10 protein-coding genes are annotated in these 17637 nt (G+C 56.7%); 8 read left to right on the top strand and 2 right to left on the bottom strand.

Features of this window, described 5'->3' with window-relative positions:
* The first annotated feature begins 32 nt into the window (after positions 1–32).
* The 3 genes from pdxR to gpmA all read left to right on the top strand — a co-directional run bounded on the left by pdxR (position 33) and on the right by gpmA (position 3644).
* A complete protein-coding gene (pdxR, locus tag ACX1DY_RS30555; RefSeq protein WP_458967882.1) occupies positions 33–1589 on the top strand; it encodes a MocR-like pyridoxine biosynthesis transcription factor PdxR in 1557 nt (518 codons plus the stop codon).
* Positions 1590–2041: 452 nt separating this feature from the next.
* Entirely contained in the window at positions 2042–2827 is a 786-nt protein-coding gene (locus ACX1DY_RS30550; RefSeq protein WP_458967881.1) for a helix-turn-helix domain-containing protein, read from the top strand.
* 67 nt (positions 2828–2894) lie between these two features.
* The gene (gpmA, locus tag ACX1DY_RS30545; RefSeq protein ID WP_458967880.1) at positions 2895–3644 is read left to right on the top strand and encodes a 2,3-diphosphoglycerate-dependent phosphoglycerate mutase; all 750 of its coding nucleotides are present in this window, start codon (positions 2895–2897) and stop codon (positions 3642–3644) included.
* A 171-nt stretch (positions 3645–3815) separates the two neighbouring features.
* On the opposite strand, the gene asd is transcribed toward gpmA, so the two are convergent.
* Positions 3816–4607 carry an archaetidylserine decarboxylase gene (gene asd, locus ACX1DY_RS30540; RefSeq protein WP_458967879.1) on the bottom strand — a complete coding sequence of 264 codons (792 nt, stop codon included), beginning with the start codon at positions 4605–4607 and terminating at the stop codon, positions 3816–3818.
* A gap of 90 nt (positions 4608–4697) precedes the next feature.
* Complete coding sequence (locus tag ACX1DY_RS30535; protein WP_458967878.1) at positions 4698–5792, bottom strand: YheC/YheD family endospore coat-associated protein; 1095 nt, start codon at positions 5790–5792, stop codon at positions 4698–4700.
* A 246-nt stretch (positions 5793–6038) separates the two neighbouring features.
* Here ACX1DY_RS30535 and ACX1DY_RS30530 point away from each other — a divergent pair, with 246 nt between their 5' ends.
* The 5 genes from ACX1DY_RS30530 to ACX1DY_RS30510 all read left to right on the top strand — a co-directional run bounded on the left by ACX1DY_RS30530 (position 6039) and on the right by ACX1DY_RS30510 (position 17502).
* Entirely contained in the window at positions 6039–13598 is a 7560-nt protein-coding gene (locus ACX1DY_RS30530; RefSeq protein WP_458967877.1) for a WIAG-tail domain, read from the top strand.
* 412 nt (positions 13599–14010) lie between these two features.
* Positions 14011–14859 carry a glycosyltransferase family 2 protein gene (locus ACX1DY_RS30525; RefSeq protein WP_458967876.1) on the top strand — a complete coding sequence of 283 codons (849 nt, stop codon included), beginning with the start codon at positions 14011–14013 and terminating at the stop codon, positions 14857–14859.
* Positions 14856–15989, top strand: coding sequence for a glycosyltransferase family 2 protein (locus ACX1DY_RS30520; protein WP_458967875.1), 1134 nt, complete (start codon positions 14856–14858; stop codon positions 15987–15989). Before ACX1DY_RS30525 ends, ACX1DY_RS30520 begins: the two co-directional genes overlap by 4 nt.
* Positions 15986–16723, top strand: coding sequence for a glycosyltransferase family 2 protein (locus ACX1DY_RS30515; RefSeq protein ID WP_458967874.1), 738 nt, complete (start codon positions 15986–15988; stop codon positions 16721–16723). The genes ACX1DY_RS30520 and ACX1DY_RS30515 overlap by 4 nt, the downstream gene beginning before the upstream one ends.
* Before the next feature lie 47 nt (positions 16724–16770).
* Positions 16771–17502: a sugar phosphate nucleotidyltransferase gene (locus ACX1DY_RS30510; protein WP_458967873.1), complete on the top strand. Its 732-nt coding sequence runs from the start codon at positions 16771–16773 to the stop codon at positions 17500–17502.
* The last annotated feature ends 135 nt before the right edge of the window (positions 17503–17637 follow it).

Below are 17637 nucleotides of genomic sequence, written 5' to 3'. Positions count from 1 at the left end.
ATAGTCCACTTTGGAGCGGGGAGGATGGGAAAATGAATTTCACACTGCCTTATGACCAGTATTTGGCTATTCATCGCTATAAATATTTGGCCCTGTACCACGCGCTCCGCGCGGCCATTCTCGACGGTACGCTGCCGGGAGGGACAAGACTGCCGTCAACCCGGAAGCTGGCGGAGCTGTACCAGGTGTCACGTGGTTCGGCGGCGCAGGTCTATGACATGCTGCTGGCCGACGGCTACATTAAGGCAGAGACGGGCCGGGGCACTTTTGTCGCGGATGGGAGCTTCGCCGGCCTTCCTGCGGGGAGGGGTGAAGGCGATGCCGAAGGTGATGCAGCCGCTGCTGCTGATGTGCAGGCGGGGGCTGCATCAGCCGAAGCCATATCCGGCGCGTCCGCTGCGATCCCGCTCTCCAGTTGGGGGGAGCGGCTTATGGAGCATCACGTATCCATCTACGAGCAGGTGAGGGAAGGAGTTGTTAGCTTCCGCAGCCAGGGAATGCTGATGGAGCATTTTCCTTACGCCGAATGGCGGAGTGCGCTGAATTATGCCGGAGGCAAAAGCGGCGGACGGCTGGAAGGCTACTGCCCGCCCCAAGGGGAAGAAAGCCTGCGCCGGGCCATCGCTTCTCATCTGCGGGTGACCCGTGGAATCCGTGCGGAAGCGGAGCATATTGTGCTGTTCAGCGGCTCCATGCAGGGCATTGTCATTCTGACACAACTGCTGCTTACGCCCGGCAGCCCCGCCGTTGTGGAGGACCCCGGATTTCACGGTGTCCGCAGGGCCGTGGAAATTTGCGGCGGGAGGCTGCTGCCTGGCAAGGTGGATGGAAGCGGACTTGTGCCGCAGGAGTGGTCGGCCCGGCTGCTGTTCGTTACGCCAAGCCGCCAATTTCCGACCGGTGCGGTACTGCCGCTTGACCGGAGGCGGCATTTGCTGGAATGGGCGCGGCGGCAGGCTGCGGTGATTGTGGAGGATGATTACGACAGCGAGTTCCGCTGGGCCGGCCGGCCCATAGAGCCGCTGAAAGCGCTCGACCGTGAGGAGCGGGTCGTGTATGTCGGCTCCTTCACGAACAGCATGTTCTCCGGGCTGCGGCTGGGCTATGCGGTGCTTCCTCCCTCGCTGGTACAGCCTGTGACCGCCGCCAAAGCGCTGTATGAGCCGCTTCCGGGAGGCCGGCTGGAGCAGCGGGCGTTAGCCCGCTTCATGCAGACCGGCGCCTACAGCCGCCATCTGCGGCGGATGACGCGCATCTACGGCGAGCGTGCCCGCCTGTTCCGCTCGCTGCTGGCGGAGCGGCTTGGGCTGCTGTTTGAGCCGCTGCCCGGCGATGCGGGCTTGCATATTTATGCGCGCTGGCTGCGCGGCGCAGCGGAATTCGCCGCCTTCCGTGCGGCGGCGGTCCGGCGCGGCACGGACTTCCGGGACGCGGCGCTGTACAGGGTCGCGCCGGGCGAGCCGGCGGCCTGCTTTTCTTTTTCTCATTTAGATGCTGCCGGGCTGGAGGAAGGGGTCAACCGCCTGCTGCTGGCCTGGAGCGATGTGCAAAATGGAGCGGGACAAGGTATTATGAGAAGTAAGGGATGATTAGGAACGTAAGCTGAATGAATGTTGAAACCAATTCTGTTGTATTTGATACAGCCAAATTGCCTGATCGTGCTCCGAAAATGAGTTCTGCTGCATTCTGTGCAACAGATTTGCGCTTGTCTGCAGAGAATCGGCGGATTTGAGCTTTTTGATTGTACAAAGTGCAGCAGAATTGAAAACTCTGCGCTCATTCCGCTATTCTATTGTACAAAGTGCAGTAGAAGCTTGCGCAAGGATAGTCCGCAAATAGATGAGCAAAGAGTTTTGCTACAAAGTAATATCGAAGAAGCAAAATTTCCGCAAAACTCAAGGTTATGCTTCCGAAGTGAGTTTTGTACGAAGATAATTCATTGTAGTAACGCTAACAAAACTTAAGCGGATGCTTCCGAAGCGAGTTTTGTACGAAGTATGCGCAGGAAGTAACGCTAACAAAACTTTTAGGAGGGAACATTATGCTGCATGCATCGCCGACCTCTTTTGTCATCCTGCCGGCCTTGGCGAAAATCGTCTGCGAGCCGGGCTGGAAGTGGCAAAAAAGAGAGAAGCCGCTGCAAAATTACGATTTATTTTATGTCTGGAGCGGAGAAGGCACAGTTGTGCAGAATGGTGTGCCGTTTCAGGTGGGCAAAGGAAGCTGCTTTCTATTCCGCCCGGGAGATCATACGAGCGCTACCCATAATCCGCAAAAACCGCTTGTGCTTACATATATTCACTTTGATATCACCGAAGTGGTGCGGGAGGTTCCAGACTCTTATCGCGAGATGACGGAAACGGTGGAATTTGAGCATCTGCTTGCCCGGTATGTTCGCTTGTTCCTGGTGAAGACGTTCGCCGCCGAAGAGGAGGGGCAGCTTATCTTGAAGCAGCTGATGATCCATCTGCTGCGGGAAGATCAGGTGATGCCGGTGGAGCGGCATATCAGCAACCAACTGGCAGAGGTCATCCACGAGGTAGCCAACTATGTAAGCCAGCATCCCGGGGCCTCACACCGGGTAGAGGATCTGGCGGCCCGGGCGGGGCTGTCGCCGCGTTATTTTTCGATCAAGTTCAAGGAGATTACCGGCTCTTCCGTCCAGTCCTACGTCATCCGCGCCCGAATCGAGCGGGCTCAGCATTTGCTGCTGTATGCCGGAATGAATGTAACTGAGGTGGCGGATGCGCTGGGCTACCGCGATATTTTCTTTTTCAGCCGCCAATTCAAGCAGCACACCGGAAAAAGCCCGTCGGAAATCCGCTGATTTTAGATAGAAATCATATAAGCCGCAAGCGGCAGTCACGATCCAACTATAGGCAGGAGGAGAAGTTATGTACGAAGTCGTATTGATACGTCATGGAGAAAGCGAGTATAACCGCCAGAATCTGTTCACAGGCTGGAGCGACCCCGATTTGACCGAAAAAGGTGTGGAGGAGGCCAAAGCGGCGGGCAAGCTGCTGAAGGAGGCGGGCTATACGTTCGATCTTGCCTTTGCTTCCGTGCTGAAGCGTTCGATCAAAACACTGAACTATGTGCTGGATGAGCTGGACCTGCTGTGGATTCCCGTACAGAAATCCTGGAAGCTGAACGAGCGGCATTACGGTGCGCTGCAGGGGCTGAGCAAGAGTGAAACTGCGATAAAATACGGCGAAGAGCAGCTCCATATCTGGCGGCGCAGCTTATCTGTCCGTCCGCCTTTGCTGGACCCGGATGATCCGCGTTATGCGCGAAACGACATCCGCTACAAGGAGGTCCGACCCGGCGATATTCCGCGCGGCGAGAGCCTGGAGGATACGGTGCACCGTGTCGGCGATTTCTGGGGCAACCGCATTGTGCCGCTGATCCGCAAGAAGGAGCGGGTGCTGATCTCGGCGCATGGCAACACGCTGCGGGCGCTGATCAAATTCATGGAGGATCTCGATGAGCCGACGCTGCTGGATCTGAATATCCCGACCGGGGTTCCTCTTGTCTACAAGCTGGACGATGATGTGAAGCCGATTAACCGCTTCTATCTCGGAGAGCCGGAAGAGGTTCAGGCCAAAGCCCGTGAGGTGGCAAATCAGAGCAAGGTGACGGAATAGTCCGGCTCGCAGTAACTTGGGTCACTTATTTTCTAAAATCGGAGCGGGTAAGCAATACATTTGTGCGGTAAACGTAAAAAAATCAAAGCCCCGTCAAGGCATCGCTTGCGTGCCTTTGGACGGGGCTTTGATTGTTGAGGCATCTCTTCTTTGTCTATCAGGGTCAAGCCTTTAAGTAGGACGGTGCAATGTGCCCAGCAGCTCGCCCATCTTCACCTTGGTTTCGCTTACGAGTCCGGGGCGCGGCGTAAAGCTGCCGTTCTCCAGGAGCAGCACCACAGTTGAGCCGAATTCGAAATAGGCCAGATCGTCGCCAATCTGCCAATGGTCAGCCTCTTCATTGGAATAACGGATGCTGCTGACGTTCATCGCACCAACCTTCACCACAGCGGCTTCACCGCTTGCTCCGGCGATATAAGTAATGAGCCTTTCATTGCGGCTCAGCACACCCTTCATATGTCTCATGCCAAACTCATTGACAGGGTAGGCCCGTCCGCGGATATGCTCGCTCTCCACCTTGCGTCCGGTAATCGGCGAGTGAATCCGGTGGTAATCGGTAGGGCTCAGATACAATACGAAGAAAAATCCTTTTTTGTACAGCTCCAGATGCGGAGAGTGGTTCAGCAGCTCTTCCAGCTCATAATCCTGTCCTTTAACATTCATAATCGTTCCGGAATGAATCTCGCCCATGGCTGTAATCAGGGCATCCACCGGGCTGGCTACAGCGTTCTCACTGCCGGTGACAGGCCGCATGCCGGATTTCAGGCGGCGGCTGAAAAATTCATTCAGCGTCCGGTACTCGCCGGAATGCTTCTCCGCTTCGGCTGCGGGAATATGATAAGTCCGAATAAATGCCGGGATCAAAAAACGGCTGAGTCTGCTATGGGAAAAAGTCCCCATTAACCGGGAAAGCCATCTGTGTGAGGACAGCTCGGTCATCAGCCGCAGCAATTGTTTTACCATGCCCATCTCCCTTCCATCATGCAGCGGTACGGACCCGGGGACCGGGACCGTTTCCGCTCTGCATTATATTGACATAGAATAGGAGACAAATCAATAACTGTTATATCGCGAAGGATTGTCAAGCAGGAAACGCGCATACTCCATTGGCTTCCGGTAGCTGTCCTTCCAGGTTTCAGTCAGCCCGGCTCTGCGGAAGCCGTAGCGCTGGTCGCGACCGTTGCATTCAATGAAATAGATCCGGCCATTTGCGGTAATGCCGATATCCAGGCCGATGTCGGCAAGTCCAGGCAGGCTTCGCTCCAGCTCACGGGCGATGCTGAGACTGATCGTCACGACGGACATGCGGATTCCTGCCGCCATCTCGCTAGAGAATACCTGCTCCAGCGCATACGAAGCATTCAGCGCTTCGCCTCCCCGGGCGATGTTGGACACGAAGCCGCCGGGGCCGGCCCGTTTGGCGAACAGTCCGGTTACCTGCCAATCTCCGCCCCAGCCGCGCTGGACGGTAACCCGCAGATCAAACGGCCGCCGGTCAATCTCGACCAGCGGGATGCGCTCCTGCACAAGATACGGTATCGCGGCAAAACGCGCCTGCAGCGCTCTTGGCAGAGCCTCCGGATTCACCTCTGCGCTGGCCCAGCGGCTTGCGCCGTTCGGAAGATAACTCAAGATCCAGCGGCTTGCGTTGCTCCGGGATAGGCGCATGATGCCTTTGCCGATACTCCCGCGGCATGGCTTGAGGATGAGATCCGGATAGCTGCCCATCATCTCCTTCAGTCCGGAAAATCCGGCTGAAGTATCCGGCAGCAGCCCGCGCAGCCCGGAATTTTGCTCAAGCAGTCCATGAATTTGATCTTTGCCGTAGCGGTTGCATGTATTGTACACCAGGACACCGCTGCGAAGCAGCCTGTCAACTCCCCGGTAGCCCGGGTCGTAGATGGCCCGGTTGTGAATCACGCCCGGCGTTGGAATGACAGTTCTCCGGTAGCCCTGAGGACCCTTAATATAGGCGATGCTATAGCCGGATTCCGTATCAATGTCCGACAACTTCAGAAAGCAAGGGATCAATCCGTATGCGGCGGCGGCTTCCTCGTAGCTCTCCAGCGACTCCTGTCCCGTTTTTAACCGGGGAACGCCCCGGTGCATAGCGGCATTTAGCAGTATTCCAACGAGCTTTTGCCCCATGTTTGTTCCTCCCGTTATCTTCTGTGTTTTCGGCTATCCCCTTTCCTCCTGTCATTGTATGTGGTTACCCGCCCTTTAGGATGGACGAATGCGCGGCGGCGGAAGCCCTTTTTTCAAGAATCTGTTGTCCGGGGGTCCAGCAAAGCTAAGGCACATTTGTCAGACTTGCAGGCAATGGGTGTCATTCGCCCATCATGCTGCATATTATGCCTAGGAGAAAAGACAGATGGAAGGAGGAGACTGCTTGTGAAGGGCTCCAGAAGGAATCAGCACCGCAATTCGAAGAAACGGCTATATTTTGTGGATGATCCCAATAAAAGAGAACTTAGTATGCTGAATAGCAGTCCCAGGGTGCAGGAGTTTTCGTACACCGCCGACACTGAAGTACTGGATTCAGAAATTGATTTATTGCAGGTAAGCGGGGTAAATATGCTCGAAGCCGAGGACTTAGCTCAGCCAGATTTGCCTGATCAGGAGGTGCCTCAGGAACCGGCAGTAGAAATATCGGGCCAACATGAGGTGGCTGCAGCACCTTTACTCATGGAGGAGGCTCCAGCCTTACCGGAAAAAGAACGCCTGCATCCGGTGTATACCGATGATTTATCCGACGCTGCGGTTACCGGCCGGAAGATTGCTCCACGGACTATTGACGGCTCCAAGCTGAAATTTGGCATTATCGGCACTCCTTGGCTGCAGGATTATGCGGTACAGAGCATCAATATCGCGGACAAGGCAATAACGTCTTCTAAGCTGGCCCCTGAGTCGGTTTCGGGTGAGCATTTGGCGGAGGGAAGCGTCAGTGGAGGCAAGCTGCTGGATCATTCGATTGGCGGAGAGAAGCTGAAGAATGGCAGCATTGGCCCTGAAAAGCTGGCTGACCGGATCATTGGAGGGGGGCAAATAGCTGACCAGGCGATTACCAGCCGCCATCTTAGCGATTGTATCATCACCTCGGAGCTGCTGGAGGACGGGGCGGTAACCGGCGAGAAAATCATGAGCAGCAGCATAGTCAGCCGCCATCTCGCGAACGGAAGCATTGACCATTCCAAGCTGGCTGATGGTGCAGTGTCCGGTGACAAAATTGCCGACAGTGAAATCAGCGGCGCCAAGCTGGGCGATGCCGTTATCGAGAGCCGCCATGTAAGTGACGGCGCAATCACAGCGAAGCATCTGGCCCAGGGGGCGATAGGTCCGGAGCAGTTAGCCAGCCGGCTCATTGGCAAGGAACAGCTTCAGAGCGGCGTCATTGAAAGCGGCCATATCGCTGAAGGAGCTGTGGGTTCGCGCCAGATCGGCAAGGAAGCCATTCGAGGACAGCATCTGAGTCCGGAAAGCGTGAACGGCAGTCATATTGGCGACGGTGAAATCAGCAGCCGTCATTTGGCGGACCGGAGCATTTCTTTTGTGAAGCTGGCGGAAGGCGCTGTAGGTACGGCGCAGCTTGTGGAGCAAGCGGTCACCTCCTCCAAAATCGCTGATCAGAGTATTCTGGGACATAAGCTGGCGGATGAATCGGTGGCAACACGGCATATCGCCAAGTCGGCTGTGCGCGGCCCGCAGATCGCCATGCAGGCGATTGCCTCAGCCCACTTGCAGCGTGAGTCTGTAGAGCATTCCCATCTGGCGGCGGAATCGGTTGGGTCCGTGCAGCTTCAGGAGGAGGCTGTGCTTACCAGCCATTTGGCGAGTGGAGCGGTTACGGGAGAACAACTGGCGTCTGAGTCCGTGGCGGCAGAGCATCTCCGTCCGCAAAGCGTGACCTCCGCCAAGCTGGCAGATGGCAGTATCACTGCCGCCAAGCTGGCTCAGGGCTCAGTTAATGGAGCTGCTCTGGCCAGGGAAGCGGTTAGCGGAGAGCATGTTGCTTATTGTGCGGTCGAGGAGAAGCATCTGGCCGATGCCAGTGTCAGCGGGCGGGTGCTGCAGGGCGCAGTGGTGGATGCCGAGCATTTGGCACCGGGGGCGGTAGAGCGCAGACATCTTAGCGAGAACAGTGTAACTTCTTCTGCGCTCCAGCATGGGGCGGTATCTGGAGAGAAGCTGGCCACCGGTGCTGTTAAGGAAATCCATCTCTCCGCCGGTGTGGTGCAGCCGCATCATCTGGCTGATTATGCGGTTACTGCGCTGAAGCTATCGCCGGAAAGTGTTTCGACCGATAAGCTGGGGGATTTATCGGTTACCGCTGTCAAGCTGGCTGACAACAGCGTAGAAGCCGCTAAGCTCGCGGGAGCGGCAGTTCAGGCAGAGCACTTGTCAGCAGGTGCGGTCGGCCCGGGCTCGATCAGCGACTCAGCGGTGCAAGGCAGACATCTTGCCCCGGGAAGTGTCAGCGGGACGCATATTCGGCCAATGTCTATCGGAAATGGACACATTAATCCGAGCTCTATCTCGTCGATACAAATACAGGATGCCAGCATCACTGGCTCGAAGCTGACAGAGGGGGCTGTCGCTTCCCGCCATCTCTCGCCCGGAAGCGTTGAAAGCAAGCATTTAGCGGAGGCTTCGGTTGAAGGACGGCATATCGGGCAAGGCGAAGTGACGCTGGCCCATCTGGCCGGAGAGGTCCGCAGTAGTGACATATTGCCGGACAGCAGTATCGGTGGGGAAAAGCTGCTGGATGGATCGATTCAATCCTTCCATATCGCTCAAGGAAGTATACACACAGAACACTTGGCGGAGGAAGCGGTCGAGGGCCATCATATCCGTACAGGCGAAATCAAGCTTGAGCATCTGGCGGATGAGGTCCGCAGTGCGGAGCTGCTGCCGGATGGCAGCATCGGTGGAAGCAAGCTGGCGGAAGGAGCGGTGGGCACATCGCACCTGGTCCCGGGCAGCGTAAATGGAAACCACTTGGCTGAGGATGCAGTAGAGAGCCGCCATATCCGTTCCGGCAGCATCAAGCTTGCACATCTGGCTAAGGAGACGCTGACCTCTGATCTGCTGCCGGAGGGCAGCATCGACGGCGGGAAGCTGGCAGCGGGGGCGATAAATTCGCTGCATGTGCAGCAGGAGAGCATTTACGGGGAGCATCTTATAGACGGAATACTGCAGGAGCGGCACTTGCGGCCAGGCGTGATCAAGCTTGCACATCTGGCGGATGAGGTCCGCAGCGCGGAGCTGCTGCCGGATGGCAGCATTGGCAGCGGCAAACTTGCGGAAGGTTCTGTAAGCTCGACCCATCTGCAGCAGCAAAGCATCCAAGGCGAGCATCTTGCAGACGGTGTACTTGAAGAGCGGCATTTGAAATCCGGCGTGATCAAGCTTGCACATCTGGCGGATGAGGTCCGTAGCGCGGAGCTGCTGCCGGATGGCAGCATTGGCAGCGATAAGCTGGCGGTCGGCTCGGTGAGCTCGCCACACTTGCAGTGGCAGAGTATACAAGGAGAGCATCTTGAGGATGGAGCGCTAGAGGAGCGGCATTTGAACCCCGGCATGATCAAGCTTGAGCATCTGGCGAATGAGGTCCGCAGCGCGGAGCTGTTGCCGGACGGTAGTATTGGCAGCGATAAGCTGGCGGAAGGCTCAGTAAGCTCGGCCCATCTGCAGCAGCATAGCATCCAAGGAGAGCATCTTGAGGATGGAGCGCTAGAGGAGCGGCATTTGAACCCCGGCATGATCAAGCTTGAACATCTGGCGAATGAGGTCCGCAGCGCGGAGCTGTTGCCGGACGGTAGTATTGGCAGCGATAAGCTGGCGGAAGGCTCAGTAAGCTCGGCCCATCTGCAGCAGCATAGCATCCAAGGAGAGCATCTTGAGGATGGAGCGCTTGAGGAGCGGCATTTGAACCCCGGCATGATCAAGCTTGAACATCTGGCGAATGAGGTCCGCAGCGCGGAGCTGTTGCCGGACGGCAGTATTGGCAGCGGCAAACTTGGTGTAGGCTCGGTGAACTCGGTACATTTGCAATGGCAGAGCATATACGGTGAACATCTTGCGGATGGAGCGCTTGAGGAGCGGCATTTGAACCCTGGTGTGATCAAGCTTGAACATCTGGCGGATGAGGTTCATAGCGCGGAGCTGCTGCCGAACGGCAGCATTGGCAGCGAGAAGCTGGCGGAAGGCTCAGTAAGTTCGGTGCACTTGCAGCAGATGAGCATCCAAGGCGAGCACCTTGCGGATAGTGTGCTAGAGGAGCGGCATTTGAACCCCGGTGTGATCAAGCTCGCACATCTGGCGGATGAGGTCCGCAGCGGGGAGCTACTGCCGGACGGCAGTATTGGCAGTGAGAAGCTGGCGGAAGGCTCAGTAAGTTCGGTGCACTTGCAGCAGATGAGCATCCAAGGCGAGCATCTTGCGGATAGTGTGCTAGAGGAGCGGCATTTGAACCCCGGTGTGATCAAGCTCGCACATCTGGCGGATGAGGTCCGCAGCGGGGAGCTACTGCCGGACGGCAGCATTGGCAGTGATAAGCTGGCGGAAGGCTCGGTAAGTTCGGCGCACTTGCAGCAGATGAGCATTCAAGGCGAGCATCTGGCGGATGGAGCGCTTAAAGAGCGGCATCTGAGCTCCAGTATGATCAAGCTTGAGCATCTCTCGGATGAGGTCCGCAGCGCGGAGCTGCTGCCGAACGGCAGTATTGGCGGCATTAAGCTGGCATCGGGCTCAGTGGGCTCCTATCATCTGGCTATGGGCAGCATATATGGAGGTCATTTGACTCCGGCAGCGGTGGACAGCCGCCATATTCGCCCGGGCAGCATCCATCTGGAGCATCTGGCTGAGGATACGTTGACCTCCGAACTGCTGCCGGATGGCAGTATCGGAAGCGAGAAGCTGGCGGAAGGCTCAGTAAGTTCGGTGCACTTGCGGCAACAGAGCATCTACGGCGAACATCTCGCAGACGGAGTGCTTACGGAGCGTCATTTGAGCCCTGGCATAATCAAGCTTGAGCATCTGGCTGAGGATACGTTGACCTCCGAACTGCTGCCGGATGGCAGTATCGGAAGCGAGAAGCTGGCGGAAGGCTCAGTAAGTTCGGTGCACTTGCAGCAACAGAGCATCCAAGGCGAGCATCTCGCGGACGGAGTGCTTAAGGAGCGTCATTTGAGCCCTGGTATAATCAAGCTGGAGCATCTGGCTGAGGATACGTTGACCTCCGAACTGCTGCCGGATGGCAGTATCGGAAGCGAGAAGCTGGCGGAAGGCTCAGTAAGTTCGGTGCACTTGCAGCAACAGAGCATCCAAGGCGAGCATCTCGCGGACGGAGTGCTTAAGGAGCGTCATTTGAGCCCTGGAATAATCAAGCTGGAACATTTGGCTGAGGATACGTTGACCTCCGAACTGCTGCCGGATGGCAGTATCGGAAGCGAGAAGCTGGCGGAAGGCTCAGTAAGTTCGGTGCACTTGCAGCAACAGAGCATCCAAGGCGAACATCTCGCGGACGGAGTGCTGGAAGAGCGTCATTTAAGCCCCGGAATAATCAAGCTGGAACATTTGGCGGATGAGACCTGCAGTGCGGATTTGCTACCGGATGGTAGTATCGGCAGCGAAAAGCTGGCGGAAGACTCGGTAAGTTCGGTACATTTGCAGCAGATGAGCATCTACGGCGAACATCTCACGGACGGAGTGCTGGAAGAACGTCATTTGAGCCCTGGCATAATCAAGCTGGAGCATCTGGCAGATGAGACCTGCACTGCGGATTTGCTGCCGGATGGCAGCATCGGCAGCGAAAAGCTGGCGGAAGGCTCGGTAAGTTCGGTACATTTGCAGCAGATGAGCATCTACGGCGAACATCTCACGGACGGAGTGCTGGAAGAACGTCATTTGAGCCCTGGCATAATCAAGCTGGAGCATCTGGCGGATGAGACCTGCACTGCGGATTTGCTACCGGATGGTAGTATCGGCAGCGAAAAGCTGGCGGAAGGCTCAGTAAGTTCGGTGCACTTGCAGCAACAGAGCATCCAAGGCGAGCATCTCGTGGATGGCGCGCTTACGGAACGTCATTTGAATCCCGGCATGATTAAGCTTGAGCATCTGGCGGATGAGGTTCGCAGTGCGGACCTGCTGCTGGATGGCAGTATTGCCGGAAGCAAACTTGCGCCTGGTTCAGTGAGCTCATTCCATCTGGCCCCGGGCAGCATATATGGAGGCCATTTAACTTCAGCAGCAGTGGACAGCCGCCATATTCGCCCCGGCAGCATTCATCTGGAGCATCTGGCCGAGGGTGCGTTGACCTCCGAGCTGCCGGACGGCAGCATCGGCAGCGAGAAGCTGGCGGAAGGCTCAGTAAGTTCGGTGCACTTGCAGCAACAGAGCATCCAAGGCGAGCATCTCGTGGATGGCGCGCTTACGGAACGTCATTTGAATCCCGGCATGATTAAGCTTGAGCATCTGGCGGATGAGGTTCGCAGTGCGGACCTGCTGCTGGATGGCAGTATTGCCGGAAGCAAACTTGCGCCTGGTTCGGTGAGCTCTTTCCATCTGGCCCCGGGCAGCATATATGGAGGCCATTTGACCCCGGCAGCGGTGGACAGCCGCCATATTCGCCCCGGCAGCATTCAGCTGGAGCATCTGGCCGAGGGTGTGCTGGACTCCGAGCTGCCGGACGGCAGCATCGACAGCGATAAGCTGGCGATAGGGTCGGTGAACTCGGTGCATTTGCAGCAGATGAGCATCTACGGAGAACATCTCACGGACGGAGTGCTGGAGGAACGTCATTTAAGCCTCGGCATAATCAAGCTGGAGCATCTGGCCGAGGGTGTGCTGGACTCCGAACTGCCGGACGGCAGCATCGACAGCGATAAGCTGGCGATAGGCTCGGTGAACTCGGTGCATTTGCAGCAGATGAGCATCTACGGAGAACATCTCACGGACGGAGTGCTGGAGGAACGTCATTTAAGCCCCGGCATAATCAAGCTGGAGCATCTGGCCGAGGGTGTGCTGAACTCCGAGCTGCCGGACGGCAGCATTGACAGCGATAAGCTGGCGATAGGCTCGGTAAACTCGGTGCATTTGCAGCAGCAGAGTATATATGGAGAACATCTCACGGACGGAGTGCTGGAGGAACGTCATTTAAGCCCCGGCATAATCAAGCTGGAGCATCTGGCCGAGGGTGTGCTGAACTCCGAGCTGCCGGACGGCAGCATTGACAGCGATAAGCTGGCGATAGGTTCGGTAAACTCGGTGCATTTGCAGCAGCAGAGTATCTATGGAGAACATCTCACGGACGGAGTGCTGGAGGAACGTCATTTAAGCCCCGGCATAATCAAGCTGGAGCATCTGGCCGAGGGTACGTTGACCTCTGAGCTGCCGGATGGCAGCATTACCGGTGATAAGCTGGCCATTGGCAGTATCGGAACCGGCAAGCTTGCGGAAGGAGCGGTCGGAAGCGCAGAACTTCAGGATGAAGCGGTGGAAGCCTCCAAAATAGCTTCATTCGCCGTTCAATCCCGTCATCTGGAAGAAGAGAGCGTGCAAAGCTACCATATTGCTCCCGGTGCGGTGACCGGGGATCATCTGGCCCAAGGTTCGGTGAATGCGGAGCATCTCTCCTTTAGCCCGGTGCAGAGTGCAGGAAACCGGGAGGTGCTGCAGCAGTTCGGCATGACGGCGTTCATGTTCAACGGCGACGAGGAGAGTGTAGAGGTGGCGGTTACTTTTGACGAGAGCTATGGCCATACCGGCTATGTGCTCGTCGCCATGACCAATCAGCCGTTCTTCCATGCTTCACTGAAGAGCAGATCGGCCGGAGAAGCGGTAATTCAGGTAGTTCGGCTGCGTGAGACCGTGCATTTCTACGGCGTATTATCTTGGATTGCTCTTGGTTCCCCATTAGTGAAGCCGGCCGTGAATCACCGGGCGTTCGACTAAGCGCATGGAGCAGAGATCGAGCTGGAAGAAGCCTTATTTTGAGAACATCGGCGCAGCCATTGGCTGCGCTCTTTTTTGCTGTCACAAAAGACATTAAATGCCGCGCGCATAAAGCGCTGATATGAATAAGAGGAGGCTTTCCCTCTAGCTGCCTGATACGCCAGTCTCTGCGCAGAATAGAGGGTGATTTTCCCGCTATTTTGATATTTACTTCTTTTTCCTCCTTCGGTACAACACTAATTGTTGGGGACAAATGTTTCTGCTAAAGGCCAGCCTTCTGTGCTTCTCCAAAGAACAGGCAATTGTCCAAATTTCTGTACGGAGTGAGACATTGGCCGTTACCCGGACCAGCCGATTACATAGACTGTGATGTAACCCTCAGCCCGGAGGCTATGCCCTGCAAGGAAGGTGGATGAGCTTGAAGAACAAACGAACATCTGCCCGCCGCATGGGGCGGCGGGTTTCGCAAACAACACGGCGGACTTCCCGGCCGATGCGGCCAGCCGCGCCGCTCCCTGCGGGGAATCATCCCGAGCCTTATGTGTCGGTAATTATTCCGGCAATGAATGAAGCGGGAACGATTGCCAAGGTGATTGCCGGGGCGAGGGGAGTCCATCCCCGCTGTGAGGTTATTGTGATTGTTAACGGCTCTGCTGATAATACGGCAGAGATTGCATTGTCCCTGGGAGCACGCGTCATCAGCTTCGAGCAGCCGCTTGGACACGATGTCGGCCGCAGTCTCGGGGCGGAGGAAGCAAAGGGTGAAGTCCTGCTCTTCACGGACGGAGATCTTCCCATTTCCGCTTCACAGTTGCGCCCGTTCGTGGCTGCAGTCAAACGGGGAGTAGACGTGGCACTAAATGATTATTCCGGACCGGTGCGCAGCAAGTTCCCCCATCCGGTCGTACTCTCCAAATATGCGCTGAACATCATGCTTGGCCGTCCGGACTTAAAAGGTTACTCGCTGACGGCGGTCCCCCATGCGCTTAGCCGCAGGGCGCTTAACACACTAGGAACTTCTCTGTTATCCCGTCCACCGCTGGCCTATGCCCAGGCCGTGCTTGACGGGCTGCTTGTAAAGGCAGTGCACAACGTTCCTGTCGGGAAACTGAACGCTGTTCGCCGCAAGCGGGGAGGCACCGACCCCTTGCGGGAGGTGATTCTCAGGGACCATGCGGATGCTGTCGGCCTGCTGCTTGAGCGCAAAGGAGACAGAGCTGGCTTCAGTGACGGAAGCCGGCGGAGGGAGATGGTGAGATGATGGCAGCTGCGCTCAAGGCAACATCCGGCCCACAGCCGAAGGCAGCTGTGACGGCCAAATCTCCTGTCCGCCGTGCCGGAGCCAATCCGCTGAGAACCGCAGATGTGCTGTCCGCCCGCCGAAGCAGCGGAGGCGGATCGGCCGTCCTGCACAAGGCCGCGGGAGCGGCACCCTCCCGACGGAGCCGTACCGGCGGCAAGGCTGCCGGCTGGCGGAAGGCGGCGCAAGCTGCGGCTGTCCGTCCTGCCAGCCGGGCCAACGCGGGAGCCGCCGCCCTCAAATCTGCCGTGCGGCGCAGGGCAGCCGCCGGAGCAACAGCCGCCGGCAATGCCCACGTTCGCCGCCGGGAGGAGAAGAGCCTGCCGAGTCTGCGCGGGACACTGTCGGTGATTATCTCGGCGCGCAACGAGGAACAAACGCTGCCGCCCCTGCTGAAGCAGGTGATGCGCCTGAATCCGGCCGAGATCATTGTAGTGCTGAACGGCTGCACCGACAACAGCTTTCAGCACTCCAGGCTGTGCAAGACGGCCACGGTCATACATTGCCCGGAATCCGCCGGGCATGATGTGGGGCGGGCGCTTGGAGCCAAGCTTAGCCGGGGGGATATCCTGCTGTTTCTGGACGGAGATATGACCATTCCCGCATCGCAGTTGGCCGCTTTTGCCGCCGCAGTAGATGGTGGTGTCGATGTGGCGTTAAATGATTTGGATGAATTGCTGCCTTCGTTCGAATTAAGCGATGATGTCACCCGCTGCAAAATGTACCTCAATGCCGTGCTGGGCCGGAGTGATCTTGGCGTCAGCTCTATGACTGCTGTTCCCCATGCGCTGTCCCGCCATGCGCTGGAGAGGATCGGATATCGTGAATTGATGGTTCCGCCCAAAGCGCAGGCCATCTCGATTATGGAGAAGCTGCGGGTGGAAAAGGCGGGAACGGTAAATGTCATCCGAAATAACCGGATTCGTCAAGGGAACACAGGCGCCGGCAATGCCATGGAACAACTGATTGCCGGCGATCATGCGGAAGCGCTGCGCAAGGTTCTTATGCAGCGGGAGGCAGGCGGGGTTGTGACCGAAGAGAGTCTGCTGGAGCAGCGGAGGCAAATGGCTGCGTGGAGGAACAGAATATGACGCTGACCAGTATTATTATCCCGACCTTCAATGGGCTCAGACTGCTGCGGCCCTGCATCGAATCAATCAGGGCGTACACCGGGACGCCGTATGAAATTATTGTGGTCGACAACGGTTCACAGGACGGCACGGACGAGTACTGCCGCGACAATAAGCTGACTTTTATTTCGCTTCCCGAGAACCGGGGGTTCCCGGTTGCCTGCAATCTGGGGCTCCAGCTCGCCTCGGGCGATGAGCTGCTGCTGCTGAACAATGATGTCATTGTCTCGCAAAACTGGCTCGATAACCTGAAGAATGCCTTGTACAGTGCTCCGGATATCGGCATCGTGGGTCCCGTGACGAACTATGCCAGCGGCCGGCAGCGGGTGGAGACTGCCTATACAGATATTTCGGGCTATCATGCCGAAGCGATGGCGGTACATGCACAGGGTTCTGCAGGATGGATGGAGAGCCGGCGTCTGGTGGGCCTGTGTTTTTTGTTCAAAAGAGAGCTGATGGATGCCATCGGCCTCCTGGATGAGCGGTATTCTCCCGGTCATTTTGAGGACGATGATTACTGCTATCGCGCCCGGATGCGGGGCTACAGGCTGCTGATTGCCGGGAATTGCCTGGTGCATCATGAAGGAAGCGCCAGCTTCAAGGAGGTATACTCCTCCGAGATTCAGGAGCTGGTGCTGCGCAACCGCAAGATTTTTATGGATAAATGGCATGTGGACCCGGCACAGTTCATCTGAAATGTTGACCTGAAGGCCAAAGACACAGATAAGAAGGAGGAAAGTAAGTGAAAGGAGTCATACTGGCGGGCGGAACAGGATCAAGACTTTATCCGCTGACCCGGCTTATGAACAAACATTTGCTTCCGGTCGGCAAATATCCTATGGTGTGCTACGGTATAGAGCGACTGCGCCGCGGAGGAATAACCGATATTCTCCTGGTCATCAGCAAGCAGTCTGCAGGGCAGTATACGGATTTTTTGGGCAGCGGCGTGGAGTTCGGCGTCTCGCTGACTTACAAAATCCAGGAAGCCGCCGGAGGCATTGCGGAAGCGCTGGATCTGGCGAAGGGCTTCATTCTTCCAGGTGAACGGTTTGTTGTGCTGCTTGGTGACAATCTTTTTATGGATGATCTGACGCCTTATGTGGAGAAGTATCTGCGTCAGCCCCAAGGAACGGCAAAGGTGCTGCTGAAGCCGGTGGATGATCCGCGGAGATACGGAGTTCCAGTATTCGACACTCAGGATTCCGCATGGATCTCGTATATTGAGGAGAAGCCGGAGCATCCGAAGACGGGATATTGCGTGACCGGAATTTATATGTATGACGAAGCCGTGTTCGATATTATCCAGCGGGTATCCCCTTCCAAGAGGGGAGAGCTGGAAATCACCGATGTGAACAACCTTTACGCCGCCGACCGCAAGCTCAGCTACGATGTGCTTCAGGAATGGTGGAGTGATGCCGGAACGTTCCAGTCGCTGTACGAAGCGGGGGAAAAGCTGAAAGACACGTTGCCTTAAGGCGCGTGTTTTTTTGTTTAGGCTTTAGCCAGTTGAGTGCGTGAAACGCGCGAAACAAAAAACCACCCGCTATGCGGGTGGAGGGATCAAGGGTTTGACCAACAAGACCATTCCGATAAAATTGAGATGTTCAGG

It is taken from the genome of Paenibacillus sp. BAC0078 (assembly GCF_054483875.1).
This window is presented reverse-complemented; position numbering and strand designations above follow the sequence as displayed.

What these genes read in the sequence shown, in the direction of transcription:
- pdxR (WP_458967882.1), top strand. Translation starts at nt 33, where the DNA reads ATGAATTTCACACTGCCTTATGACCAGTATTTGGCTATTCATCGCTAT.
- ACX1DY_RS30550 (WP_458967881.1), top strand. Translation starts at nt 2,042, where the DNA reads ATGCTGCATGCATCGCCGACCTCTTTTGTCATCCTGCCGGCCTTGGCG.
- gpmA (WP_458967880.1), top strand. Translation starts at nt 2,895, where the DNA reads ATGTACGAAGTCGTATTGATACGTCATGGAGAAAGCGAGTATAACCGC.
- asd (WP_458967879.1), bottom strand. Translation starts at nt 4,607, where the DNA reads ATGGTAAAACAATTGCTGCGGCTGATGACCGAGCTGTCCTCACACAGA.
- ACX1DY_RS30535 (WP_458967878.1), bottom strand. Translation starts at nt 5,792, where the DNA reads ATGGGGCAAAAGCTCGTTGGAATACTGCTAAATGCCGCTATGCACCGG.
- ACX1DY_RS30525 (WP_458967876.1), top strand. Translation starts at nt 14,011, where the DNA reads ATGAGCTTGAAGAACAAACGAACATCTGCCCGCCGCATGGGGCGGCGG.
- ACX1DY_RS30520 (WP_458967875.1), top strand. Translation starts at nt 14,856, where the DNA reads ATGATGGCAGCTGCGCTCAAGGCAACATCCGGCCCACAGCCGAAGGCA.
- ACX1DY_RS30515 (WP_458967874.1), top strand. Translation starts at nt 15,986, where the DNA reads ATGACGCTGACCAGTATTATTATCCCGACCTTCAATGGGCTCAGACTG.